Source organism: Pseudomonas sp. SHLD1 (assembly GCF_028640935.1).
GTDB classification, from domain to species: domain Bacteria; phylum Pseudomonadota; class Gammaproteobacteria; order Pseudomonadales; family Pseudomonadaceae; genus Chryseomonas; species Chryseomonas aestiva.
The window spans coordinates 11,922-35,283 of record NZ_JAQZAD010000027.1 but is presented as its reverse complement, the minus strand read 5'-3'; the positions used below and the strand labels follow the sequence as shown (position 1 = coordinate 35,283).

General features: G+C 63.6%; 23 protein-coding genes. 12 read left to right on the top strand and 11 right to left on the bottom strand.

From position 1 onward, the window contains the following. The first annotated feature begins 276 nt into the window (after positions 1-276). The 11 genes from PVZ77_RS19210 (at position 277) to sctU (ending at position 10,539) form a co-directional block, all read left to right on the top strand. Positions 277-1,404, top strand: a complete 1,128-nt coding sequence (locus PVZ77_RS19210; protein WP_273829836.1) for a TyeA family type III secretion system gatekeeper subunit — start codon at positions 277-279, stop codon at positions 1,402-1,404. Further along, entirely contained in the window at positions 1,401-3,491 is a 2,091-nt protein-coding gene (sctV, locus tag PVZ77_RS19205) for a type III secretion system export apparatus subunit SctV (RefSeq protein ID WP_273808392.1), read from the top strand. The genes PVZ77_RS19210 and sctV overlap by 4 nt, the downstream gene beginning before the upstream one ends. A 38-nt stretch (positions 3,492-3,529) precedes the next feature. Further along, positions 3,530-4,420 (top strand): FHA domain-containing protein, encoded by an 891-nt coding sequence (locus tag PVZ77_RS19200; RefSeq protein ID WP_273808393.1) that lies wholly within the window; start codon positions 3,530-3,532, stop codon positions 4,418-4,420. Then, entirely contained in the window at positions 4,417-5,772 is a 1,356-nt protein-coding gene (locus PVZ77_RS19195) for a FliI/YscN family ATPase (RefSeq protein ID WP_273808394.1), read from the top strand. Before PVZ77_RS19200 ends, PVZ77_RS19195 begins: the two co-directional genes overlap by 4 nt. Then, positions 5,759-6,172 (top strand): hypothetical protein, encoded by a 414-nt coding sequence (locus PVZ77_RS19190; protein ID WP_273808395.1) that lies wholly within the window; start codon positions 5,759-5,761, stop codon positions 6,170-6,172. The genes PVZ77_RS19195 and PVZ77_RS19190 overlap by 14 nt, the downstream gene beginning before the upstream one ends. 194 nt (positions 6,173-6,366) lie before the next feature. Next, complete coding sequence (locus PVZ77_RS19185; protein ID WP_273808396.1) at positions 6,367-6,714, top strand: type III secretion system HrpP C-terminal domain-containing protein; 348 nt, start codon at positions 6,367-6,369, stop codon at positions 6,712-6,714. 32 nt (positions 6,715-6,746) lie between these two features. Continuing rightward, positions 6,747-7,724 (top strand): FliM/FliN family flagellar motor switch protein, encoded by a 978-nt coding sequence (locus tag PVZ77_RS19180; RefSeq protein WP_273808397.1) that lies wholly within the window; start codon positions 6,747-6,749, stop codon positions 7,722-7,724. Then, positions 7,721-8,374, top strand: coding sequence for a type III secretion system export apparatus subunit SctR (gene sctR / locus PVZ77_RS19175; RefSeq protein ID WP_273808398.1), 654 nt, complete (start codon positions 7,721-7,723; stop codon positions 8,372-8,374). The genes PVZ77_RS19180 and sctR overlap by 4 nt, the downstream gene beginning before the upstream one ends. 9 nt (positions 8,375-8,383) lie before the next feature. Next, positions 8,384-8,644, top strand: coding sequence for a type III secretion system export apparatus subunit SctS (gene sctS, locus PVZ77_RS19170; protein ID WP_273808399.1), 261 nt, complete (start codon positions 8,384-8,386; stop codon positions 8,642-8,644). Between the two features lie 3 nt (positions 8,645-8,647). Next, positions 8,648-9,448: a type III secretion system export apparatus subunit SctT gene (gene sctT / locus PVZ77_RS19165; RefSeq protein WP_273808400.1), complete on the top strand. Its 801-nt coding sequence runs from the start codon at positions 8,648-8,650 to the stop codon at positions 9,446-9,448. Continuing rightward, positions 9,445-10,539 carry a type III secretion system export apparatus subunit SctU gene (sctU, locus tag PVZ77_RS19160; protein ID WP_273808401.1) on the top strand — a complete coding sequence of 365 codons (1,095 nt, stop codon included), beginning with the start codon at positions 9,445-9,447 and terminating at the stop codon, positions 10,537-10,539. Before sctT ends, sctU begins: the two co-directional genes overlap by 4 nt. 504 nt (positions 10,540-11,043) lie before the next feature. On the opposite strand, the gene PVZ77_RS19155 is transcribed toward sctU, so the two are convergent. The 11 genes from PVZ77_RS19155 to PVZ77_RS19110 form a co-directional block, all read right to left on the bottom strand. After that, positions 11,044-11,439 (bottom strand): type III secretion system chaperone, encoded by a 396-nt coding sequence (locus PVZ77_RS19155; protein ID WP_273808402.1) that lies wholly within the window; start codon positions 11,437-11,439, stop codon positions 11,044-11,046. After that, a complete protein-coding gene (locus PVZ77_RS19150) occupies positions 11,436-11,825 on the bottom strand; it encodes a transcriptional regulator (protein ID WP_273808404.1) in 390 nt (129 codons plus the stop codon). Before PVZ77_RS19150 ends, PVZ77_RS19155 begins: the two co-directional genes overlap by 4 nt. A 3-nt stretch (positions 11,826-11,828) precedes the next feature. Further along, the gene (gene hrpT, locus PVZ77_RS26155; RefSeq protein ID WP_414206449.1) at positions 11,829-12,032 is read right to left on the bottom strand and encodes an HrpT family type III secretion system protein; all 204 of its coding nucleotides are present in this window, start codon (positions 12,030-12,032) and stop codon (positions 11,829-11,831) included. After that, a complete protein-coding gene (gene sctC, locus PVZ77_RS19145) occupies positions 12,029-14,092 on the bottom strand; it encodes a type III secretion system outer membrane ring subunit SctC (RefSeq protein ID WP_273808405.1) in 2,064 nt (687 codons plus the stop codon). Before sctC ends, hrpT begins: the two co-directional genes overlap by 4 nt. Then, entirely contained in the window at positions 14,085-14,504 is a 420-nt protein-coding gene (locus tag PVZ77_RS19140) for a hypothetical protein (RefSeq protein WP_273808406.1), read from the bottom strand. Before PVZ77_RS19140 ends, sctC begins: the two co-directional genes overlap by 8 nt. Beyond that, the gene (locus PVZ77_RS19135; RefSeq protein ID WP_273808407.1) at positions 14,491-14,715 is read right to left on the bottom strand and encodes a type III secretion protein; all 225 of its coding nucleotides are present in this window, start codon (positions 14,713-14,715) and stop codon (positions 14,491-14,493) included. The genes PVZ77_RS19140 and PVZ77_RS19135 overlap by 14 nt, the downstream gene beginning before the upstream one ends. 43 nt (positions 14,716-14,758) lie before the next feature. Then, positions 14,759-15,355 (bottom strand): type III secretion system stator protein SctL, encoded by a 597-nt coding sequence (gene sctL, locus PVZ77_RS19130; protein ID WP_273808408.1) that lies wholly within the window; start codon positions 15,353-15,355, stop codon positions 14,759-14,761. A gap of 553 nt (positions 15,356-15,908) precedes the next feature. Then, positions 15,909-16,751: a type III secretion system inner membrane ring lipoprotein SctJ gene (sctJ, locus tag PVZ77_RS19125; protein WP_273808409.1), complete on the bottom strand. Its 843-nt coding sequence runs from the start codon at positions 16,749-16,751 to the stop codon at positions 15,909-15,911. Beyond that, on the bottom strand, positions 16,748-17,077 hold the full coding sequence (sctI, locus tag PVZ77_RS19120; protein WP_273829835.1) for a type III secretion system inner rod subunit SctI: 330 nt from the start codon (positions 17,075-17,077) through the stop codon (positions 16,748-16,750). Before sctI ends, sctJ begins: the two co-directional genes overlap by 4 nt. A gap of 111 nt (positions 17,078-17,188) precedes the next feature. Continuing rightward, entirely contained in the window at positions 17,189-17,389 is a 201-nt protein-coding gene (locus PVZ77_RS19115; RefSeq protein ID WP_273808432.1) for an ATP-dependent helicase HrpA, read from the bottom strand. Positions 17,390-17,491: 102 nt separating this feature from the next. After that, positions 17,492-18,415 (bottom strand): sigma 54-interacting transcriptional regulator, encoded by a 924-nt coding sequence (locus PVZ77_RS19110; RefSeq protein ID WP_273808411.1) that lies wholly within the window; start codon positions 18,413-18,415, stop codon positions 17,492-17,494. Between the two features lie 309 nt (positions 18,416-18,724). On the opposite strand from PVZ77_RS19110, the gene PVZ77_RS19105 reads away from it, so the two are divergent. Continuing rightward, positions 18,725-23,362, top strand: coding sequence for an AvrE-family type 3 secretion system effector (locus PVZ77_RS19105; RefSeq protein WP_273808413.1), 4,638 nt, complete (start codon positions 18,725-18,727; stop codon positions 23,360-23,362).

Here is a 23,362-nt window from a genome sequence, read left to right as displayed (position 1 = left end):
CGGTCATCCCCCTAGAGCAGACGCCGTGCCAAACTGGATTGAATGTTCAAGCCATTGATTCATAAAAAAATTTCTATCGTTCAGTGCGTCGGACGTTGCAGGTCTCTGCAACAAGACACGATTGGCCCGTGCAGCATCCTGCACCTCAGCGTTAACCGGTTCACAGCGCGTGGGCGGGTTCTGGTCGCGGCCTGATACGGTCTTGAGAGCGGCCTTGGAACCGATGCGTCGCTTGCAACCACGCAGTGACGACTTCGGCCATTCCTGCCCGCGACCATGAAGATCGACTCTTCCTATAACGCACGTCTACTCGCTTCCCTAGCCGCGCAATCTGGCCAGGCCCTTGCCGACCTGGCTACGCCCAAGGCACAGGACAGCCGCAGCGCGGGGTTGGAGGAGATCGGCATGGGCTTCAGTCATCACGTCGAGCGCAGCAGCAAGGCGCTCAAGCAGCGCCAGATCCGTACCGCCGCGCGCAACGACCAGGGCGAAGCGAGGATTGCCGAGCGCGATCGCCTGGACGAGGAATACGATCAGCTAGGGCATCCGGGGGAGGAGAGTCTGGGTGAACTCGCCGCACGCACAGGAGCCTGGCTAGGAGAGCAGCCCGAACTTGACGCCCTGGTGGCCCGGACTGGCGGAGACCCGGCTCGCACTGACGTGGTATTACGCCAGGCAGAATCGCTTGCCGAGCGCGCCGGGCGGCGTCAGGAGGCCGAGCGCGCCGCCGCCTACCTGCGGCGCTTGCGCGAGCGCTTCGGACCACAGATTCGGGCTGGTCTGAACATCGCGGGCGCGCTGCGACTTGCCGGGGGCGATCCCGCCCTGCGGCAGGCGGTGCGGCAGCTGTACTACGACACCGTTGTACTCAAGCAGTCTTTGCCTGGAATGCTGCAGGCTCTGCTGGGCCTGTTCGGCGAGGCGCGCTTCGACGAGGGTCTGGCGACACTGCGTCTGGCGTTGGCAGACGATATCGCGGCCGAGCGTCCTTCTCGACCAACTCCTCGTCTGCGCATCCTGCTGCGCGGGCTTGGGCTTTCAGGACAGCTCGGCGCCGTATTACAAGAATGCCGGGCCGCGCTGCAACGTTTGGCCACACGAGGGCCGCAGGAGCAATTGGATGCGGTAGCGCTGCTGCAGCGCCTTTTGGGCTTCGCCGCCGGTGGCCTGACCGCGCTCGAAGCTCGACGCGTGGGCCGTGAGCTGGGCGGAGCGGAGGACGAAACGCAGCTGGTCTCGCTCAATGTGCTCTACCGGCTGGTGCAACACCTGCCATTGCCATTGTGGCAGGACGACAAGCATCGACAGACAGCGTTGGCCAACCTGCTGGCATTGCTGGATGAGCGCAGTCGAGGCGGCCTGCCGGCGCGTACCTCCGATCCGCTGGCAGGGGTGCATCCATGATCCTTATGTCCGGGCTCAATCGCCTGGCGTTCCAGGCGGTAAAGCGCACCGAGGTGGTCGCTGCGAGCATTGTGCTGGGCATTGTGTTTATGCTGATCATGCCGCTGCCGACGCCGCTGGTTGATGTGCTGATCGCGGTGAACATCGGCGTCTCTTGCTTGCTCATCGTCCTGTCGCTCTATCTGCCGCGGCCCTTGGCTTTTTCGTCCTTTCCAGCGGTCCTGCTGCTGACCACCCTGTTCCGCCTGGCACTATCGGTGGCCACCACCCGACTGATTCTGCTGCAGGGGGATGCCGGACACATCGTCGAAGCCTTCGGTAATTTCGTGGTGGGCGGCAACCTCGCGGTGGGCCTGGTCATATTCCTTATCCTGACGGTGGTCAACTTTTTGGTTATCACCAAGGGATCTGAGCGGGTCGCCGAGGTAGCGGCGCGCTTCACTCTGGATGCTCTGCCAGGCAAGCAGATGTCCATCGACAGCGATCTCCGCGCTAACCTCATTGATGTAACCGAGGCTCGACGGCGTCGCGACGAGTTGGGCAAGGAAAGCCAGCTGTTTGGTGCCATGGACGGGGCCATGAAGTTCGTCAAGGGCGATGCCATCGCTGGCTTAGTGATCGTCGTGATCAACCTCATCGGTGGCTTCTCGGTCGGTATGCTGCAGCACGATCTGGGTGCTGGCGAATCCATGCGGCTGTATTCGGTGCTGACCATCGGCGATGGTCTGATCGCGCAGATCCCGGCGCTGCTGATTTCGCTGACCGCCGGCATGATCATCACCCGCGTGTCGCCGGAGAACCAGGCAGCTGGTAGCAACATCGGTCGGGAAATTGCCGCCCAGCTCGGCGCCGAGCCAAAGGCCTGGATCATCGCTTCGGTCGGCATGCTTGGCTTTGCGACCTTGCCGGGTATGCCCACCCTGGTTTTCCTGATAATGGCCTTGCTCACCGGTAGCGGTGGCCTGTTGCAGCTGTATCTGCGTCGTCGACCACCTCAAGAGGCAGCCTCCCAGGCCCCGTTAGCGCCGGAACTCAACGGCCAAGAAGATCTGCGTAGCTTCGAACCAACCCGCGCCTACCTGTTGCAATTCCACCCCGACCGCCGAGACCAACCGGATGTATTGGCTCTTGTGCGGGCGCTACGCCAACGACGCAACAGTCTGGTCACCGGCTTCGGCTTGACCCTGCCTCCGTTCGAGATCGAGTACGCCGTGCAGGTCGAGCCTGACGAGTTCCGCTTCTGTGTGCACGAGGTACCCGTGCTGCGTGCCACCTTCGGCGAGCGGGTGGCGGTGGCTCGCGGGCCCTTGCCCCAGGAGCCGCGTGAGGCTCAACTTGGGCGTGCGGAGCGCGACGAACGCGACTGGATGTGGCTGCTGCCCGATGATCCCTTGCTGCAAGACGAACGAGTGGAAGCGGTCAACGCCACCGAACTGGTTGTGGAGCGCATGGCCCGCGCCCTGTTCGCCACTGGGCCGCAATTTCTCGGCCTGCAGGAGAGCAAGTCGATTCTTGGCTGGCTCGAGGCCGGCCAACCCGAACTGGTACAGGAGCTGCAGCGCACGATGCCGTTGGCTCGCTTCGCTGCGGTACTGCAACGCCTGGCCGGAGAAGGGGTACCTCTGCGTGCTGTCCGGCTGATTGCCGAGGCGCTCATTGAACACGGGCAGCACGAGCGCGACGTGGCTGCATTGACCGACTATGCGCGAATTGCCCTTAAGGCCCAGATCTATCACCAGTACCGCGAGGCGGACGGCTTGCACGTCTGGTTGCTGACGGCAGAAACCGAAGGCCTGTTGCGTGAGGCCTTAAGACAGACCCAGACCGAGACGTTCTTTGCACTGGAGACGCGCCATACCCAGGTGCTGGTTGGTCTGCTGCGGCGTCATTTTCCGCTACGCAACAAGCGGCGCTCGGTCTTGCTAGTGGCCCAGGACCTCCGGGCACCGCTCCGCACGCTGCTCCAAGACGAATTTAACCATGTGCCAGTGCTGTCCTTCGCCGAGTTACAGGGCAGTGCGCAAGTCGAGGTGCTGGGGCGGTTCGATTTGCTTGAGGACGCCGATCGAGAGGAAGACGTAGCGTGAAGGGGATGAGCGAGGCCGGTAGGCTGCAGGAGGGGATCATGTTCGAGTTACGGGTGCTCAGCGGCTTGCAGCAGGGGGCGGCCTTGCCCCTGGTGGACGGTGAATGGCGGATCGGGGCGGCGGACGATGCCGATCTGGCGCTGTACGATCCCGGTGTGCAGGGACGCCATGCGCTGTTGCAGGTGGCAGGCGATCAGTGGACCCTTGCCGCTCTCGCCGGCGCGGCCCTGCACGATGCCGACGGCTGTCCGCAGATGCAGCTGGCCTTGTTGCCGGACGTACCCTTTGCCGTGGCAGGCATTTGGTTGTGCCTGGCGGCAGCGGGCTCGGATTGGCCGGTTGCAGAGCCCCTCCCGGCCCCTTCGCCGCGGATTACCGCTGGTGCGGCGCCGCGTCCCTCCTGGGCTAAGCGCTTGGTGATCGGGATCGCCGTAGTGACTGTGGCTTCGAGCGCCTGGGCGCTGAGTGCACGCAATCCTCCCGCGCCTGAGGCAGAATCCTCGGCGGCTTTGCGCCAACTCGCTGATATCAAGACTACGGCCAACGATGCGCAAAGCGTCCAGGTGGCGTTGCAGCGCTGGTTGCGTGAGCGTGAACTCGCGGCAGGGGTCGTTCTTCAGCCAGGTACCCAGGAGGTGACCCTCAACGGGCGCCTATCACCAGAGCGTCTGGCTGCAGTGCGCCAGGCCGTGGCGCGTTTCCAGGCGCAGCAGCAAGGCCCGGTGACATTGATCGATCGGCTCTCGGCCCGGGACGAGCAGCTCCCGTTTCGCATCGTGCAGATCGTCGGGGGCAAGCAGGGACATGTGGTGACGGCCGACGGGCGCCGGCTGTTCCTCGGTGATCAGCTTGATGGCCTACGCCTGACGGCTATCGAGGCGGGCAAGGTGACCTTCGACGGCGAACGGCGTTTTGAGGTGAGCTGGTGAGCGCGCGGCAGCGACTCACCGATTGGAGCCTGCGGCGACGCGAAGGCTTGCGACACTATCAGCCTGTGCAGGTGCTGGGGCGGGTGCAGCGGGTGAACGGTATTCTGCTGCAGTGCCGCTTGCCCGAAGCCCGCATCGGTGACCTGTGCCGCATCGTTCGTAATGCAGGCCAGCCAGCGCTGTTGGCCGAGATCGTCGGTTTCGATCGCCAGGATGCCCTGCTCAGCGCGCTAGGTGGATTGGAAGGTATTGGCGTCGGCGCAGCTGTGGAGCCGCTCGGCGTCCCCCATCGGTTGCGTACGGGAGAGGATCTGCTGGGTCAGGTCCTGGACGGTTTCGGGCGACCTCTCGATGGCAGCGGGCCTTCGGCCTTCGCCGGCCCCCAGGAGCAGAACGCCGTCACGGTCCTCGGAGAGGTAGTACCGGCCACGGCGCGGCCGCGTATCAGCCGAGCACTCAACACTGGCATCCGCGCCATCGACGCCCTGCTGAGCGTGGGCGAAGGCCAGCGACTCGGCCTGTTTGCAGGAGCCGGCTGCGGGAAGACCACGCTGCTGGCAGAGCTGGCGCGCAACCTGGACTGTGACGTCATCGTCTTCGGCCTCATCGGCGAGCGGGGCCGCGAATTGCGGGAATTTCTCGACCACGAACTGGATGCTGGCTTGCGCGCTCGCGCGGTGCTGGTGTGCGCCACCTCGGATCGGTCCAGCATGGAGCGTGCCCGTGCGGCCTTCACTGCGACTGCCCTGGCCGAAGGGTTCCGACGCCAGGGTCGACGCGTGCTGCTATTGCTGGATTCCCTTACGAGGTTCGCTCGGGCACAACGCGAGATTGGTCTGGCCCTAGGAGAGCCGCTCGGCCGCGGAGGCCTGCCACCATCTGTCTATACACTGTTGCCGCGCTTAGTAGAGCGAGCCGGACTGGCCGAGCAGGGAGCCATCACCGCGCTCTACACGGTGCTCGTAGAACAGGACTCGCTCAACGATCCGGTGGCCGATGAAGTGCGTTCGCTTCTCGACGGCCATCTGGTGCTCTCGCGTAAGCTTGCTGAGCGCGGGCACTACCCTGCGCTCGATGTTTTGGGCAGCCTATCGCGGACCTTCGGTAACGTGGCCGATGCGGCCCAAATCCGCTGTGCTGCAGCGTTACGTAGGCTGCTGTCGGCCTACGACCAGATCGAGCTGCTGCTACGACTAGGTGAGTATCGTCCCGGTCACGATGCCTTGACCGACTTGGCGGTGGAGCGACGTGGCGCCATCCAGTCCTTCCTGCAACAGGAGCTGCGGCACCCGGTAGCCTTCGACGACACCTGGGATGCCTTGATGGAGCTGACCGCCGATGTCCCAGAATGAGCTGCTGGAGCTCCGACCTGTGCGCAGTCAACGCGAGCGCCAGGCCGAGCGTGCGTGGCGTGAGGCCAGTGCGGCGGTCGACCGTGAGCGCCAGGCGCTGGAGACGATCAGTGCGACGCTGACGGCACGGCGTAAGGCCTACCGGCAGGAGCGGGCAGCCTGGCTCGCGGACCAGCGCGAGCGCACCGTGAGCCTGCGCGACGTTCAGCGCCGCGAAGAGTGTGAGCGTGCAGTGTTGCTTGAGCTGCAACACCTGGAGGCACAGCTGGCTGAGCAGCACGAACGTCTGGCACAAGGGCAGCGCGACTGTGAGCAGGCGCAGGTCTCCTTGACGAGTCGACGACGGGCGCTTGAGCGCCTCGACGCCCTGCTCGATCACATGGCGAAGGGGACAGCATGACGCGTAGCACCCCCTCTCCGGTTACCCGTACTGCGTCCACGCCGCATTTGCCACAACGACCGCCCGCCAATGGTCGATCGAACGCAGCGGAACGAGCCGTCTCGGCCAGCCGCTATCGGTCCCAGGAGCTGCGGCAAGAGGTCGACAGCAGCTGGGGTGGCGGCTGGCCCCTTGTCGCACAGGGATTTCGCCGCTTGCTGGACAGCTTCAATGAAGATCCGCGTAGCGACTGCCAAGCCCAGGCTGCAGGATTTGAGGTCGTGCCCGAAGCCTCGTTGGAGGCCTTAGTGGAGCAACTCGAACCACGGCTTGCGCTGGATCGGGCGCCGCGGCTGGAATTTTTGCTGTATCTGCCCAATCTCGGTCGGCTGCGGATCAACGCCGAACGGCGACAAGGTGCGGGCTGGTGGCTGGCACTGACTTGCGACAGCGAACACGCGTGCCGCTTCTTACAGCGGCATGCCGACGACTGCGCGGCGCGCTTGAGTCAGGGGTTGGATGAGCCGGTGGCTCTGGATGTCGACTTGGAGCCCGAGCTTTGACTTCACCTCTAATACTGCCCACGCGTACGGCCTTGGAGTTGGAGGCGCGGCAACGTCTGGGGCGCGGACGCAGCCTGGCTTATGGGCTGGCCAGCGAAGCTGGCCATCTGATCCTCGCGGCGGAGGCCGACGCCACTGTTGACGCAGGTTTCATCCTGGACACCCGTGTGGGTCCGCTGTGGCTTGAGCGCCCGGGCGAACTGCTCAGCCTCCTGGGTGACTGTCCGGTCGTGCCAGAGAACGCCGAGGAAAACGCGGAATGGTACTGGGCGCTGATCAGCGTAACCCTGGCCACGGAACTGGCTGAGCTGTTTGGGGATTTGCGACCTGGCCGCGCGCTGCCGGAAGACGGTGCCCGGCTGGTGCTCCGCCTGACCGCAGTGCGCGGCCCAAGCCGTGCCAGCACGCGTCTGGCGCTAACAGCAGCGACCCTGCTGCGGCTGCTAGCCGCGACGCCCTGGTCCCCTCTGCCGGCGCCAGCGCTGCCAGCTTGGCCACTGCGGCTACCCCTGGTACTGGCTCACCTGGAGCTGTCGCGCCGACAACTCGGGCAACTGGCAGTCGGGGATCTACTGCGGCCTGCAGACACCCTGTTCCAGCCGGACGGCAGTGGTGTTCTGGATCTGGGCCGCTGGCGCGTAGCGGTTCGCCTCGTCCGACTGCACGGCCTAACCGAGCTCGACATTCTATCCATCGAGGAATCAATCATGGATCCCTATGCCACCTCTGATCCACTCGGCCAAGACGATGATCGACCCCTGACGCTACCGGAGGTAGAGGCTGAGCCGTTCGATGACCTGCCGCTACCTTTCACCCTGCGCTGCGGAAATCTGCGTCTCAGCTTGGGTGCGCTACGCGACCTGGCGCCGGGCATGTTGCTGTCGGTACCCGAGGCGACGCCGGGTCAAGCCAGCCTATGCTACGGCGAACGCCCCGTAGCCCAGGGGGAGTTGGTGGAGGTGGAAGGGCGGCTGGCCCTGCAGATCACCCGAGTGGATCTTGCCGGATGAACATCCAGGGTATAGATCCCTTCCTGCTGGCGCTGTTTATCGGCGGTCTTTCGTTGGTACCGTTGCTGCTGATCATCTGTAGCGCCTTCCTCAAGATCGCCATTGTGCTGATGATCACCCGCAATGCCATCGGTGTGCAGCAGGTGCCCCCAAACATGGCGCTCTACGGTATCGCCCTGGCCGCGACCCTGTTCGTCATGGCGCCGGTCGGCCAACAGGTCGCCACAGCACTCAAACAGCATCCGCTGCAGTTCTCGAGCACCGACGCGCTGCAGCGCACGGCCCTGGGTGCGCTGCAGCCATTGCAGGCCTTCATGTCACGTAACGCCGATCCGGACGTGGTCACCCACCTGCTGGAGAACACGCGGCGGATGTGGCCTAAGGAACAGGCCGAGCAGGCCAGCCGCGACGATCTCATTCTGCTCATCCCAGGCTTCATGCTGTCGGAGCTGCAGTCGGCCTTCCAGATCGGTTTCCTGATCTACGTGCCCTTCATCGTCATCGACTTGATCGTCTCCAACCTGTTGCTGGCATTGGGCATGCAGATGGTGGCGCCCATGACCATTTCCCTGCCACTCAAGCTACTGATCTTTGTCTTGGTCCAGGGCTGGACTCGGCTGCTTGACGGTCTGTTCTACTCCTATCTCTGAGGACAACCCGTGGATGTGCTGACACTGTTCAAGCAAGGCATGATCCTGGTGGTGATCCTTTCGGCACCACCGCTGATCGTTGCCGTCGTGGTCGGGGTGCTGACGTCCCTGCTACAGGCCCTGATGCAGATCCAGGATCAGACGCTGCCGTTCGGCATCAAGCTGGTGGCAGTGGGATTCACCCTGTTGCTTACTGGACGCTGGATCGGTGTCGAGTTGCTACAGCTCATGACCCAGGCTTTCGATCTGATTGCCGTGCGGGGCGGTTGAGCCATGAGTTTGACTCTTGAAGCCACCCAGCTGGACTGGTTTGCGGCAGTCGCCATAGGCATGGCGCGCCTGTACCCGGTGGCCTACCTGGTGCCACTGTTCTGCTTCCAGCACGTACGTGGCCTGCCGCGACATGCCATCGTCCTGGCGCTGAGCCTGGTACCGGCTCCGGGCATTCACGTGGGGCTCGGGTTAATGGATGGAAGCTGGTCGCTGTTGGTTGGGCTGCTACTCAAGGAAGTCCTGCTCGGGTTACTGCTCGGGTTGCTGCTCGCCATGCCGTTCTGGCTCTATGAATCCGTGGGTGCGCTGCTGGATAATCAGCGTGGCGCCTTGACCGGCGGTCAGCTCAACCCGGCGCTCGGCAGTGATGCGACGCCCTTGGGACACCTGTTCAAGGAGCTTACGGTGCTGGTTCTCGTAGCCAGCGTCGGCCTGGGCAGCCTGCTGCAGGTGATCTGGGACAGCTATCTAATCTGGCCGCCGATCCAATGGCTACCAGACCTGAGCGCGACCGGTTTTTCCATCTACCTGACACAGCTGGGCGATACCTTTTCCCACCTGGTGCTCTATGCGGCGCCCTTCATCGCGCTGCTGCTGCTCATCGAGTTCGGCCTGGCGTTGCTGAGTCTGTACAGTCCACAGCTGCAAGTTTTCATCCTGGCCATGCCGGCCAAAAGCCTGCTCGGACTGGGCTTCCTGGTGCTGTATCTACCCACGCTGCAAATGGCCATGGCCGAAAGGCTACAGGGACTCGCAGACCTCGGTAAGCTGCTGCGCCTGCTCGTAGGGGTACCACAATGAGCGATGACAGCGGCGAGAAGAGTCATCAGGCGACCCCCAAAAAGCGCCGCGAGGCGCGCCGCAAGGGCCAGGTCAGTCAGAGCCACGACCTAAGCAGCTTGCTGGTTCTGGCGGTAGTGGCCGAGGCAGCGACCTTGATGGCTGACGATAGCTTGCAACGGCTGGGCCGCCTAATGCTGTTTCCTCTGGGCCGGTTGAGACAGCCCTTCACGGCGACCCTGATGGAGACGCTGGTGCAGGCTGGACAGGTGTTACTGGCCTTCTCCCTGATGACAGTGGGGGTTGCGATGGCCATGCGGGTGCTGGCGGCCTGGCTGCAAATTGGCTTTCTCTTCGCGCCCGAGGCGCTCAAGCCGGACTTCAACCGTCTCAACCCGCTCAGTCAAGCTCGGCAGATGTTTTCCGGCCAGGCCTTGATGAACCTGCTCATGGGCCTGCTAAAGGCGGTCTTTCTAGGTGTGGTGATCTACAGCGTAACCCGGCCTGCCTTGGGCGCGCTGATTGCGCTAACGGGTACCGATCTGCCTTCCTATTGGCAGGGTCTAACCAGCTTGTTCCGCCGCATCCTCCATAACTGCCTGGGCGTGCTGTTGGTGCTGGCCATGGTCGACTTCGGCTTGCAGCGCTATTTTTTCGCTCGCCGGCTACGCATGACCGAGCAGGAGGTACGCAAGGAATTCAAGGAGATGGAAGGCGACCCCCACGTCAAGTTGCATCGGCGGCAGCTGGCCCGCAGCCTGGTTGAGCAGGCGCCAACGGCGCAGCGTGAGGTAGAGAAGGCTGACCTTTTGGTCGTGAACCCGACGCACTATGCGGTAGCCCTGTTCTACAGGCCTGAGCAAACGCCGCTTCCCGTCTTGGTCGACAAAGGTACTGACGCTCAGGCAAGACGTCTTATCGCCCGCGCACAGGCAGCGCAGGTACCTGTGATCCAATGCGTCTGGCTCGCGCGGACCCTACATCGCGAACCACTAGGCCACTACATCCCGCGTGACACCCTACAGGCTGTGGCGCAGCTGTACCGCCTGCTGCGTGAGCTAGATGCTAAAGCGCTGAGTGAGGTAATTCAGGCGCCCGATCTTGGACGCTGAAACGGAACCGGGGGCTTCATGAACGCCACCTAGAAGGCCGTACACAGCAGAGGATTACCCTATGCACCCCATCTCGCTTTCCCATACTCGCGGTACCGCGGCACCAACAGCCAGCGGTTCAGTCCAAGGTCCCGGGCTGAGCCAGCGGCCGACACGGCCGCGCCAGGCGGGAGGCCCGCATCTGTTGCAGCGTGGTGCGCGAGCGGCCCGCGGCGCAAAGGTACATAGCGCAGGAACGGCCCATACGGAAGCCAAGGCCCATGCCGAAGCCAACGGCGGAACTCAGACCCATTCGACATATTGGGAACAAGAGCGCCTGCAGGCGCAACTCGCCAGCCATCATGCTCTAAGCGAAAGCTTGCAACGCGCCCAAGAAGGCCTGGTGGACTCCGTGGGGCGTCAGCTGGAAACGATGAAGATCCTGCAACGCTGAAGATGCTGGCTTCGAACAGCCAGGAGTCTGTAGCACTGCGGTGCTGCGGGCTCCTCTCAGCAGGTTCTGATTCATGCCTGGCGAGCGCTACGGACCGGCTGTAACCGATCACGTACTTCGGATACCTGAGCCATGAATCCCAGCACCCAGTCGCAGAAGCGCCGCTCATCGAGCAGTTCCTGCGCGCACAGCGCGCACAGGCGAATGCAGCCCTCCGGGTCCTGAGCGAGCCAGCAGCCGCCAAGCACGTCGGCGCGGAAATTCATCTCGAGCAGCGTGATTGCATCGACAGGGCGCGCCAGGCGCAGGTCACAGTGCAGGATGATGCTATCGCTGTGCTCCGGGCATTCCAGCACCAAGGCTTCCCGTTGCTGGGCGTCATAAAGGGCGCAGACGCCCTGATCCAGGGTCAGGGGCGTGCGCAGACGCGCAGCCAGAGCATCCAGTAAGGGGGCTAGGGTGTTCATGTGCAAGGTCTCACGATGGCGGAGGAAGGGGCGGGTGCCAGGCATTCGAGGCCGGCGAGGGACAGCGCGGCGGTTTCCAGGGACTCGAGCACGGCTGAGTCAGGATTCGGGGGTAGGGCCTGCCATATCACCAGTGCACGCTCGGGATCGAGGAACAGATAGCAGCATGCAAAGTCTTGCGGCCGCTCGAAGCGCAATTCCAGCGCGCGATAGAGCTGGGACCGGCTGACCGCTTGGGGTTCCAGACGCAAGGCGATGCCCTGGGCCTGGGCTTCCTCTTGGACCCGGAACTGGATGCCCGGATGGAGCATCCAGTTAGCCGAGGCTCCGGCGATGACATTGGCCTGGAAGGCCTGGCGGCTGTTGACAATCAACGGCGTGGACAAGGTTCATTCCTCCACCGGTAGTAGGCTGTGGTCATCGGGGTTTTCTGGATTGCCGAGACCGCTGCGCAGGCCTGGTGCCCACCACACAGACAATCGGTCTGGCTGGGATTCTGGCCGTGTGCAAGCGGCGCCTTGGCAGCCGGTTTGGCTCGCGCAGCCACTCAGCCAGAGGGAGGCAAGAAGCAGGATGATGTTTCGGCACTTCATGGCGCTCTTCCTCCTTCGAGCAGCGAGGTCCGCGCCCGGGTGGTAGCGGACGGCGGACGCATGGCGACGAACACCTCAGTTTCCTCACCGGGATCAAGCCAGGCCTTGGGCCAGGCTGCCACGGCCAGGCTGCGGGGCCCGCCGCAGTCAGCTTCGTCCAGGCGCAGGCGTTGATCGCCGGTGTTCCGGACTACGCCGACAGCGACACCGTAGTCCGCGCCGGCCAACCATTGGGCGCGGCTCGCGTCGAGGGTCAAGGGCGTCGGAAGCCGGCACAGCGAGGCCGGCATGTAGGGTACGCTGGCGCTCTGGCTGAACCCTTTTGGGATACGCCCAACGACCACGTCTGCCAGGATGCGGCCAACCTCTTCGCGTCCCACGGGCCGGCGGCCGCCGTGGCGCTCGTCGACGCGAGCCATGGCGGCATCCACCTGGTGGCGATCGCTTTCGGCCAAATAGCGGGCAGGGTCGACTTGGTCGCCGATCAGCCGCGGCGTGAGGATGAAGACCCGTTCGCGACGATTGGTCTGTCGATTGGTAGAGGTGAACAGCAGCTTACCTAGCACGGGAATGCGGCCAAGGACCGGCACTCGCTCGGTGTTGTCGCCAGTTTCCTCGACATGGAAGCCCCCTACTACCAGCGAGCGCTTTTCGCCCATCACCGCCTGGGTGCTCACCGTGCCCCGGCGTACGCTAGGCGTATCCTGGCCGGCCGTAGGGGCTTCGATGCGCCCGTCTTCGATGTCCACCACCAGTTGGATCTGATCGCCCTGGCTGCCTTCGATCGTATGGGGCACTACCTGCAGGCTAGTGCCGGCGGTGATGGGCTGAAAGGTCGCCACTCGCTCGCCGACGGCGCGCAGGTATTCGGTATGGCTGAAGTCGATAACGGCCGGCTGGTTTTCCAAGGTGAGCACCGAGGGGTTGGCCACCACCGAGGCAAGTCCACGCCCTTCGAGGGCACGTAACTGGGCGAAGAAATCGCCGTAGTTCTGGATGAACAGCGTTGAAGTACCGCCCTGCAGCAGTGAGGCGCCAGCGGCGAACTCGCCATGTTGTACGTTCCAGTTCGCCGCCAGCTCGGCCAACTGGGTACGATCGATGTCCAAGATGATGGCGTCGATCTCGACCAACTTGCGCGGTACGTCGAGACTGCGGATCAGGGGTTCGTAAATGCTGCGGCGCTTTGGTGAGTCATACACCAGCACGGCGTTGTTGCGTACGTCAGCCTCGACCCGTATGCGGCCGCCGCCACTGGTACTGACCGGCAACCGATTCTGATTGGGTGCGCCGCGTCCCAGACCGATGGCCAGCTGTTCGATCTGGCCCATGGCGCCGTTCTGCAAGCCCTGAAGGCCTTGCATCACCTGCCCTGGCGAGCCATTGCCCAGCGACATGGCCGGGGCGTTGCTGCGCGCCTCAAGAAGGCCACGTAGGATGCTGGCCACGCCAGGGATCGTGAGGCTCTCCTCGCGATAGCGGATGCTGCGGTCGGCGGCGCTGGCATAGCGCAGGTCGATGCTAATGACCTCCTGCTTCTCTTCCGGCTTCTCTCGCTCGCGGGCGAACTGCCGCACCAGGCGCACATAGCGGGCCGGTCCGGAGACCAGCACCACGCCTTCGTCAGGCAATTCTCCCCAGCCGAAGCGGCTGTCGAGCAGGCCAATATCGCCTAGCGCCTTCTTGAGGTCCGGGACGGCGTCGGGTGAGACCTCCAGCCGAGCGGCGTCTTCCTGGTCAATAGGGCTGACGTACAGGGTATTGTTGTACAGAAACCACTGGAAGCGATGCTCCAGTGCGAGACGCTGTAAAAATGCCTGAGGTGTATCGGTGCGAAGCTTGCCATCGACATTGCCGCTCAGCGTGCCGTCCAACCGCAACTTGAGACCGAAGGTCTGAGCAAAGTCCTTGAGCACACGATCGACGGGTGTCTGTTGGGCCTCATAGGCATAGGGGGTGCTAGCCCAGTCCGTGGGGACGGCGGCACCACTCAAGGGGGCTACTGCAAGGGCGCCGACGAACGCCAGGGCGTGGAGCGTATGACGACCTGCCTTACGCATAGCGCGAGTCCTCAGCAAGTATCGTCGGGCGTAGGCCAGTCCCGGGAATGCGACGGATATGCTGGGCCAGCGACAGTTGCCAGGCGTCTCTCTGGTTGAGTATTACCTCCAGCAAGTCCAACAAATCGCCGGGCAGCGCCGTGCCACGATGTTCGCTTACCAGCCACAGTCGACCGTCCTTAGGGGCACGCGCCAGGGCTGCGGGAAAGCGCTGAAGGCTGGTGTGTGCCAGTTGCAACGCGGCGTCGAGCAGGGCGTCATCGTGGGAGGGCAGGTCAAGGGCGATCTCCAGGCGGGTACCCTGGGCATAGGCGCACACCCGCACCGCCCCGTCGTCGACAATCAGTTCGTAGGGCGCATCAGGCTTGCGCAACCAGAGGCTGAGTTCCGCCTCCAGGTCACGGCATCGCATCGATGATCGCCTTGGCTAGGTTGTGCTGGATGCTGGTCTGTTGCGTCACGGCGGTCATCGCCATAGACATGCCGTTCATGCTCTGCACGAAGGTGCGCATGTCTTCCAGGGAATAGCTATTGGCCGCGTTGAGGGCTGCGGTATCGATATTGGCTTGAGCGCGCTGGAAATAGGCATCAAGGCGATGCTGGGTTGCATCCAGGGAGGGCATGGGTTTACCTCGGCAGGTCAATGTCGAAGCTGAGTGGCGAGCCCTAGACCGACGGTTCCATTCCTGGCTGTTCGGGTAGCTGGAGGCCGTTTACTGCGTGCCTCCAGTCAAGGCGGAAGTCGCCGGTGTCACTACGTAGCATCATCTGTCCCGGCGGTAGTGCGTGGTCCGTCACCAGCTGCCAGGGCAGTTCGGGGCGCGCGGCGCACCAGGTCTGTAACGGCGCCTCCAGGTCTGGGGCGCAATGCAGCTGGCCGGGCAGCGGCGGTTGCCGACTAAGCAGCAGCTGGCGTAGCAGGGCGTCGACGCGCTGTGCCGGCGGTGTTTCGGCCAGCAACTGGTCAAGGGCCGCGTTCACCACCTCGCGGGCGATCTCTTCCAACGCTGCCTGTTCTTCCTGGCGCTGGGCCTGCCAGGCATCCAGTAGCCCCTCGGCGCGTTGCCAGAATTCCCGCTCCAGCTGCCCTAGACGGGTGGCGCATGCGGTTTCGGAGGCGGCCAGCAGTTCGGCAGCCTGCGCCTCTGCGTGCGAGAGCACGGTTTCTGCGCGGCCGCAGTCGGCAAGGAGCGCGCGGGGCAGATGGGTTTCAGGTAGCGTCGCCGCATTGGCGCGCAGCTCAAGCGTACGTCGAGTCAGCATGGAATTGTGGGTTCCAGAGCGAAGTGGGTCTGCTGGGCCTGCCAATAGACGGCATGCCACAGGGCGTTCAGGCGACCGGTGGGCGGCGGGTCGAGCGGTTGGGCTTCCAGAAGCTCAATGCGCGAACGGGGAAACGCCAGGCGGGCACGCTGCCAGACGGCAGGCGGTACCCAGGCACGCAACAGACCCAGAGGGTCGCCGCCTTGTGACAACCACTGGCCAGGACGTAGCGCTCGGGCTACGCTCACGCACCAATCGCGCTGGGCCGGACTCAGGTCCTGCGGCTGCTGCGGGTGGCATAGTGCAACGACCAAGGTCAGGCAAAGGTCGCGCTGCTCGGCTGGGCCACTAAGCAGCGGCGCCATCACGGCGAGCGGTGGCGGTGGTGCTATCGCTGGTAGTGCAAAAGCCTTACCTAATTCGGCGTGGTGCGTACGCGCCAATACCCTTAGTTGCTCGCCGGGTAGACCCGATAGGGCCGGCGGCCACCAAGACGCCTCAGCCTGCAACCAGCCTAGGTGCCACCAGCGGGCCCAGGCGAGGGCGGAGGTATTCACGCGCTGCCGTCTCGGCGGCGGAAGGCCGCCGGTGCAATCACCTGGCCTGCAGGTGCGGATGTTGCGATCACCGCAGGCGTGCTAGCCGGTATCCGGCGCCGACGCCAACCGAGCAGGGTCAGAACGAGTGCGCTCAGCGCCACGAGGCTGACCAGCATCGACCAACCCACCAGTCGCCAGAACGCCAGGTCTTCCTGAGGGATCAGGAATGGCCCGAAGCCTGCCAGCGAAGGCGCCTCGCGGTAGGGGGCCGCCGGAACGAAGACGATGGCCAGCTTGCGGCTGCTTTCCGTCTCGCTGGCCATACCAGGAATGCTGCTGGCGACCAGGCGGCGAATCCGCGGCAGGGTGCTGTCGGGGTCGAGCGCGGGGGTGTGCTTGATGAATACCGAGGCCGAGGCCGGTTGCACCGGCTCGCCCAGGGCCACCCGCTCCGGTAACACCACATGCACGCGTGCGGTCACCACACCATCGATCTGTGACAAGGTGGCTTCGAGTTCTTGAGACAAGGCATAGAGGTAGCGGGCGCGCTCTTCTAGGGGAGTGGAAATCACACCTTCTTTGCGGAAGATCTCGCCGAGGCTGGTGCGTTGCCGATGCGGCAGACCGGCGGCATCCAAAGCCCGCACCGCACGGTTGATATTCTCGGCGGCTACCAGCACGCTGACACCGTCCTTGGCTTGGCGCTTATCAGCAAGGATGTGCTTGTCGGCCAGTTCGGCGACCACCTCATTGGCGTCCTGCTCGGATAGGTGGCTATGCAGTTCCACACGGTCGCCACAGCCAACCAAGAGTAACGTCGCCAGGACGGGCGCGAGGGCTTGGGATGCGAACTTCATTGCAGGTTGGTCAGCTTTTCGACCGCTTGGGAGCCTTTCGCCACCAGCTTAGCGGTCATCACGCTTTCCAGATAAAAAGACGACAACGAGCGATTCGCCTTGAGCATGTCTTCCGGCGTCGCAGTGCGCGCGGCCTTCTGCAGGTCACGGCCAGCCCGGTCCGACAGTCGCTGCAGGGCATCAGAGCGTTGGGACAGCTGGCCAATGATGCGCGCCGCGACATTGTCCGGCACCGCCTGTGCGGTATGTCCGGTGTTGGGGCCAAGGGCAGCCTTGAACCAGGCCACGTCCGCACCTTCCGGCGCCTGGCGCGCGGTAATCTCCATGGGTTGTTCAAGCGAGGCGGGTTGGGCCGCCTGGAGTGCTGAGGAGTTCATGGGAAAGCCTGCTTCTGCCGGGGAAGGGACGCCTCCAGCCAGAGCTGGAGGCAAGGCGGATCAGTAGCGGATCGACTTGGCCGCTTCGGTCATGCCACTGGTGGCTTTGGTAGCCGAATCGACCGCACCTTGGGAGATGCTGTTGACGGTATCGGTCACCATCTTGGTGGACTGGGCCTTGGCGTTCATCGCGGTGGTGGCGGCCGAGGTGGCGTCGAGTTGTTGCATGGCTGCCATCGAGGCGCCCAGGGAAGCTCCCATTGCCATAGTCGTATCTCCGGATGTGAAGGGTAGGGATACCGCCCGCTGGCGGTTCCGGAGACTGAGTGGCAACAGTTGGCCGACCGGTTCCATCGGCATCGTTCAGCCGGCGCTAGCGATATTCAGGGCACGCATGCGGTAGTACAGGGTGCGCCGGCCGATGCCGAGTTCGGTGATGGCAGAATCAATGCAATGCTGGTGACGGCGCAGGCAGTCCTCGATAAGCAGCTTCTCGACATCCGCCAAGCGCTCCTTAAGCTTGCGATTCGGATCCATGCGCCGGGGATCAATATGAGGTAGGGGGGGGAGGCCCAGTACATAGCGCTTGGCAGCCGAGCGCAGTTCGCGGATGTTGCCGGGCCAGTGGTAGCACAGCAATTGATGAATCAGACAGGGCGGCGGCTGTTGCAATGGTCGACCCATCTGGCAGGCCTCAACCCGGATGAACTCAAGGAACAGCGGAATGATCTGCTCGCGTCGGTCCTGCAGCGCAGGCAGCTTGATGCTCACCACATTGAGTCGAAAGTAGAGATCCCGGCGAAAGCGTTGTTCTTCGACCATGCGCTGCAGCGAATTCTGCGCTGAGGCAATTACCCTCATATTCACCGGGATGAATTGGGTAGACCCCAAGCGCTCGACGCCGCGCGCTTCCAGAACGCGCAACAGCTTGGCCTGCAGCGGCAGCGGCATGCTGTCGATCTCATCAAGGTACAGGGTGCCATTGTGGGCGGCCTCGATGAAACCCGCCCGGCTGTGGCGGGCGCCGGTGTAGGCCCCGCAAGTGACACCGAACAACTGGCTCTCAGCGAGACTTTCCGGAATGGCCGCGCAGTTCAGGGCTACAAAGCTGCCGCTGCGACCGGAAAGCTTGTGGATGTGACGTGCCAAAGTGTCCTTTCCGGTTCCCGTCTCGCCGCGAAGCAAGAGGTCGACATCCAGTGGCGCGGTATTACGTGCGATCTCATCGAGATCAAAAGAGGAGCTAGATTGTTGAGCATGCGGCTCTAATTGTTGAGACGTACTCATTGCGTGCCCCTACTGCAATCGACCCGGTGGATAGATACCAGCAACGCGAAGGCAACCGTATAACGTTTGGATACAAATAAACGTGTTCTTCCGCACTTTTAGAGCTTTTTCACGATTCTTACTATTTAGTTAAAGATTCATATGCTTTTCCGCCGCAGTTTGGTTTGAATGGAGGATTGGCCTGGGTCCCATGGCACTTCCCAAATTCTCCTTTGCATCTGAGGAAATAGAAGTAATCGTCCGACCTTTGGGAACCGACACGCCTCGAATTGCCACCGAGCGACTTCAGCTAGGTGGCCGGAGGTGGCGATGAGGCTCAACGGACTGTTTGCGGGTGGCACAAGTCGAGCGGAAGGAAGCAACGGAGCTGCGGCGACCGGAGCGGTACGCCAGCAGCGCCGCGGGCAGGGCATCCTGGGCAGCGTGCGGAGCCTTTTCCAACGCGGTCAAACCGCAGCTGCCCCTGCGATCGCCCTGGGGCAGGTGTCTGGCGAAAGGGGTGTCCAGCTTAACGAGGGGCGCCTTGACCTGGGCGGCAATGGGGCGTCGGAACGGCTTTTCGAGGCGCGCCTGAATCAGCCCCACAAACGCTTCGGAGGGCTGCAGCAAGATCGCCGCGGGCATCGCTTTGCTGATGAAGCAGGGCGAGCCTTTCACTTTCAGCGCACCGCTGGTGCTCAGGCCGTTCTCAAGGCTAGTCTCGCGACGTCTCCGGAACTGGCGCCACCCGGCCCGGCCCACATCGGCCTGATTTGCGGGGTGCAGACGGATGCCGAAGGTCGTCAGGAACGGCTGATGAACGGAGTACGTTATCGCTTCGACCACGCCACCCAGCGTTGGCAACCACACAACGATAGCCGCCCTTACGAGCGTCTGGTGCGGCTGGGTGATGGCCGGCTGCAAGGTATTCCGCGCCACGGCAACCTTCGCGACGTCAGCGTGGCACCCGGCGGCGCGAACGCAAGGCTGCTGCTGGATTCCCAGCACCGTAAGGTCGAGCTGAGCGACGCCGACGGGCGCTTACGCAGCGCCCGGCTGCACACGACCGATGGCCGAGGCCAGCGCAATCTGCTGGCTGAACGGATCGGCCTCGGCCCGGGTGACCGCCTCTATGCCACAGATAGCCAGGGCGACCTCTATGTCCAGGACGATCATCAGGAGCAGGAGGGAACGCTACTCCTGCGCCGCGTCGAGCAGGATCGCCTGCAACAGGCTCTAGGTGGCGCGGTACGGCTGCAGAGCTTCCTGCACGATGACGATGGACACCTGACCGCCGTCGTCCGTGATCGCAACGATCAGTTGCATGCTTGTCCACTGGGCGACAACCATCAATTCCAGCCGGGCTGGAATCTATCCGATGCGCTGGTGACCACCCAGGAGGCCGGCTTGCCGCTGGCTTTCGAGCCGGCACCGAACAAGACCGTGGATCTGGGCGCTCGCGGTCGTTTGGCGCTCAAGGACAGTCACCTCCAGGCGTGGGATACGACCAGTCGCACCTGGGCGCCCACCGAGCACGGCGAGATCACCAGTCTTGACCACGGCCTGGATGGTCAGGCCTATGTCATTCAGAACGGTAAGCTCAAATCCCTGGATACCAAGCGCGAAGCCGTGGTCCTGCCCTTGGGTGTTCCCCACGAACTCGCCCTCACCGACAAGCGAACGTGCATCGAGTTGGGTAGCGCGATGGATGCGCCATCTCACCTGCGTAACTTCGCCGTAGCCGACGCCAAACACTTCATTACCCTGGGTAGGAACGATGCTCTTACCGCCCATGTCGACGGACGCCAGGTCCTGCTGCCGCATCCCCCTGGTGGTGGGCAGATCGTCAATCTTGCGCTGGATCACCGTCAGACGTTGCATGCTCTGGTTTCGACCTCGACCGGCAATCAGCTGTACAGCCTCGGACGTCATCAATGGCAGGGCCTGGCGCCTGCCCGTGAGCAATGGCGGGAGGTACCCTTACCGCGCATGGCACAGGAGGGGCGAGCCAGCCTGCGCACCGGTGCCAGCAAACAGCCCGAGCTCACCGTGCTACGAGAGCATGACGGACAACACCATAGCAACACGCAACGGCTGGAAAACGGCGCTTGGCAACGGGTAACGCCACCGTCTGAAGAGGGCCCAAGTCCCGTGCCGGACAATGGATTGCACGAACGGCTCGCTACCCGCCACCAGAGCCGGCAGGTCCTGGGGGGTAACCTGGATGGTACGAGTAATGTGCTCGGACAAAGCACCGAAGGCGCCTGGCAACGTCAGCGTGATGTACTGGGCTCCTTGCGCGCCCACTGGCATCCGGTGGAAGGACTGGGCAATGCCGCCAAGTCCATCCAGCATCGCTATCGCGGTCGCGACGGTTTGCAGGACCTCTATGCCGAAGAGCAGCGGCTGATGGCGCAGCTACCGACGCTTGCCACGGCGCAGGAACCTGCCCATGCCCTTGACCAACGTCTCGAAGGGGGCCGCCATGACGACCCTTCCAGCAAACTCGCGGCGGCAATCGGTAAATGGGGGGGTGAGCTTGAGGACCACAGCGCCGGACTTGCTCGCCAACTCGGGCAGACGCATCGTGTGCTCGACGATCAGGGGCTACCCAGGGCAGGTTATCGACCGAGACTCAAGACACGTGACGATCTCACTGGGCGGCTTGCAAAGCGTCTATCTGGCGGTGGTAACCAGGCGGTACTTGGACAGTTGGCCGAAGCGTTTCGCCGTGCACCTGGGCGTAGCGAGGGTAAGGCCGAGCGACAATTGCGAGAATTGGAAACGCTGGGGCTCAAGCTGGACTACACCCCAGCCGGTAAGCGCCGCCGGGATGTTAACGACAAGGGGGCGCTGCTTCGCGATGGGCTGGTGCTCAACGCCGAAGTTCTCAAGGAGTTGCACGGACTAACCGACGAATTGGAAGCCCTGCGCCGCAGAGAGCGGCCCGGGGATGAGGACGCCTCCAATCACGAGGCGTCGTTGCGCGACCTTACGCAGCGCTTCGACGCTTTACGGCAGCGGTACGAGGAAAATCCTGTCCAGCACTATGGCCAGACCCACGCCAGCGGGCATCGGCAGCTGGAAGCCCTGTACGACAGCCACGGTCGCCTGCAGCGGGAGCTGGGCAGCGAGCGCCAGGCGCTCGGGCGACTGACGCGCCAGGCGCTGGATGCCCAGCGGACGCCCACCGACCAGGCTTTGGCGACGCAACTGCGTGGCCTTGAATCCGGCTCCACGCTGGACCTGAGCCAGGCGACGTCGGTAGACGGGGCGACGCCCTTTTTCTTCGCTGGGCCGCTGGTGTATCTCCAAGGCGGTGGCGGACAGGAAAAGTCACGTTCGCTATCCCTGGCACGTACCGATGAGGGGCTCAATGTCCAATTGGGCGGAAAAACCGCTCGTAACCTCAATTTCACTGCTGGCGCCGGCCCGGTACTCCCCATCGCCAAGGGGCCTCATTACCAGGTGGGAGCCTTCGCTGGCGGAGAGGCGACCCTCACAGGTGCCCGTACCCAAGGCACCAGTCTTGGCTTCAAGGTGGGTGAAGGGGACGTCGAACGCATGGCGCGCCACCTCACTAACCGGGACGCCAAGCTGCGCGAACTACTCGACATCGGCCGCGAATTCAAGACCACCAGCAGTACCAAGACCACGGTCGATCTGGACCTATGGGGCGGCGCGGACGTGCGTATCAATGTCGGCCAGAACAAGCCCGATCCGGTCACCAGCTGGTTTCGTGCTAGCCTGGGCGTCGGCGCGACGGCTAATGCCCTCCACTATGAGCGAACCCGCGACCAGGCCGCTGGCCCGAGTGGCGAACGTAGCTCGACCCAGGGTGACAATCTGCAGGCCTTGCGCAAGGTCACGGCCGAGCTGCCACGGCTGCGCCCGGCCCAGGTACTGGTGGGGGCCAATGGCCTCGCCAACCGGACGGCGGTGGAGATCAGCTCCAAGATCCACCTCGACCGCGCCCGGACCCGCAGTTTCAACGTCAAATTCACCCCGGCCAAGCCAGTCGAGACGCGAGAGGTCGATGCGCTGCTAACCGCGCTGCAACAAGAGTTTCCCGCCGCCCGCGGTCAGTTGCGTAACATTCGCGGCCAGCACCAGGAGCCGCCCGCATGTCTCGCCGCGCTAGACAACTGGCAGCGGCGTCTGCCGCGCAACGACCGCCGCACTGATCGCCAGCATGCCGTGCTGGACAGTTTGGCCGGACTGGGTCGCCGTCAGCGAGCCGCAGCGGAGGGACGCCGCCAATTCAGTGCGGCCGAAACCAGCGTCGCTCTGCCTTCTGCACGCGGCTGGCTGGCTCCGCTGGCTCAGCCCAGAGGTTTGTTCACACGGCGTCGGGAGGCAGCGCAGCAGCCTTGGCTAAAGGAGCTTGCGCCGGCTAATGCTACGGCCATTCGTGATGTCCTGAACCAAGACCCGCGTTTCGCTCGCCTAGTGGCGGCGCTGGAAGCCAAGGGGACTGCTGCCAAGGTCGTCCTTGAACTTAAGGATGGTCCGCGTCAACGACTGGAAGAGCTTTGTGCGCGTGGTGAGAATGTGGAGCATGCGCTGCGTGCTGAACTGGCGAAGCCAGAAAACCTGCGAATAAAAAGCCTGTCGGTCGATCACAAGGTGACCCGTAGCACCGCCTTCGCCACGCCGCCACTGCTCTTATCGGTCAGCAGCAGCGCGGCCGTCTCCCATACACGCAAGCAGGGCACGATCGAATTCCAATACGGCACTGACCAGGATCGCCCCCTGACCATGAGCCTGGACGGTGAACTTGCGCAGCATGGCGTCGGTACCGACCTGCGCCAGCGCTTGGCCCAAGAGGGCACTCGCTTGCATTACATCGGCCAGGGCAGGGTACCCACTCCAACCGCAGACGAGGGGACGGCGCTGTCCACTGTAGCCGAAGCAAGTAGCGACGCCAGGACGCTGGCGCAATCCGGTAATCGGGGAGGGGGACACTAG